Genomic DNA, 2031 nt, shown 5'->3' with positions numbered 1-2031 from the left:
GGGATGCTCGGCGTGGTGATATCCGACGGCACCGTCGGGACGGGGACGGTCTTGGTGATGGTGGTGGGCATGTTCGGCGTGGTGACCGACACGTCCGAGGGCTTGGTATCGGGGATCGGGTTCGGCTTCACCACGGGCGTGGGCCGCGCCTGATCGAACAGTGCGGGCGTGGCGGCGGCGGGCACGGTGAGCACCGACGGACCCTCCGGTGCCGCGAACACATTCGCGATCGGCGTGGTCGCGGCGTCCGGCTGGATGGTGGTCTGCAACGGAGTGGCCGCCACCGGCTGCGGCGCGGCACTCGCCACCGGTGCGACCACGGCGGGCGCTGCGGCGCCGGTGGCCACCGGCGCGACCGTGGCCATCGGTGCGGGCGCCGGAAGCGCCTGCACCACCGGTTGCGTCGTGGGGGTCGGGGCCGCCGAGTGCGTGGAGTGTGTGGACTGGGTCGACGACGAGCCCGGCGTGGTGAGACCGCCGACAACACCGGGGTTGCCATGACCGGCCACGGTCGGATCGGTGACCGCGCGGTCGTTGCCGTCGGGCACGTGCAGGCCGCTGCCGAGCCAGTCGGTGAACTGGTCGAGCTGATCACCCACGTGACCGGCGCCCAGGTCCACCTTCATCTCGGAATTGAAGTAGACGCCCTGCGGGCCGATGGCGAAATCCACCGACCACTGCGTGCCGACGAAGATCCCGAGGGGATCACCGCCCGCGTCGCCGACGCCGTCGAAGGGACCGTTTGCCGCCGGGGTCGCCTGGGATCCGGGCAGGTCGAAGACGCCGGAACCCGGCGCGACGAAACCGTTCGCACCCGGCAGGCCGAAACCGTGCCCGGCCTGACCGAGCCCGTGGCCGGGCAGACCGAAGCCATTGCCACCGGGCGCCTCGACTTCGGCGCCGGGGCGGTGGGCCGGGCCGGCGTCCGCACCGGGCAGGCCGATGCCGCCGGGCGTACCGGGCAGGCCGAGGCCGTTACCGGGCGACGTTCCCGGCAGTCCGACGCCGTGCTGGTCCGAGACACCGGGTGTATTCGGGAGTTCCATGCCGTGCTGGTTCGACGCGCCGCCGGGCAGGCTCGGCAGGCCCATGCCCTGATGGGTGGACTCGGTGCCGGGCAGCTGGAATCCCGCGTCGGTGCCGTTGTACTCGTCGCCGAACGTCGGCAGGTTCGCGCCGCCGGGGTGGGTGCCGGGCAGGCCGAAGCCCGAGTTGCCATGGGCGACGGGCGAGTTGGCCGCGTACGGCGAGTTCAGCGGAGCCGGTTCGACGACCGGGTCCGGAAAGGTGATCGTCGGGGAGGGCAGGTCGGCGTCGGGGTCGCTGTTGTGCGCCCAGCCCGCGTTCCTGCTGTCCGCGTGCGAGGAACCGGGGTGCGCCGGGACACCGCCACCGTTCGCGGCCACCAGTGCGCCGCCGGTGACATACGCGCCCGCCCGTGCTACCCGCGCGACACCCGTGGCCACTCGGTATGCGGTGTCACCCGCGCGCTCGGCTGCCTCGGTGGTGTCGTCATCGAAGGGCAGGTCACGCGTCATAGAAGCTCCATCTCGGGTTTCCAGCAGCCATCCTCACATGCCGGCCAGGCCGAGTGAAGATCACCTAACACTATTTCGGGAAAACCCGACTGTCACATTCTCCAGGACTGTAGAGACTCCACTGGTGGCGAGCAACACAACCCTGCCATCCCGAAAACCAGAACGGAAGCCCCATTTCTGGTGGGTTAACAAACCGTTCGAGGCCGCCGATTTAGCTTGTGACCAGGTCGAATTCTGCCGCACGCCGACCGGGCCACGCACGCGACGACGGGAACCTAAGAGTTCTCTAACGAATGCTCAACAAGTGGTGAAGATCCTTTCCCTACCGTCGATTTCGTCGGACCAGCCGGGCCGGCAGCATCGATCCGAAGGAGTCACCCTCATGACCGCATTCACCGGACGCCGCATCGCGGCCGTGCTCAGCGGGACCGCGCTCACCGCCGCCGTGGTCGCGGGCATGGCGGGCGCCGCATCGGCGCAGCCGGGACCGCCG

Annotated in this window: 1 pseudogene; it reads right to left on the bottom strand. The window is 70.1% G+C overall.

Going from position 1 to position 2031, the window contains the following annotated elements:
• Positions 1-1538, bottom strand: a pseudogene (locus NN4_RS44520) (hypothetical protein); the annotation flags it as partial.
• Positions 1539-2031 lie beyond the last annotated feature (493 nt).

The organism is Nocardia ninae NBRC 108245 (assembly GCF_007990755.1).
Taxonomy (GTDB): domain Bacteria; phylum Actinomycetota; class Actinomycetes; order Mycobacteriales; family Mycobacteriaceae; genus Nocardia; species Nocardia ninae.
The sequence above is the reverse complement of the archived record's forward strand: the minus strand, read 5'-3'. Positions and strand labels throughout refer to the sequence as shown.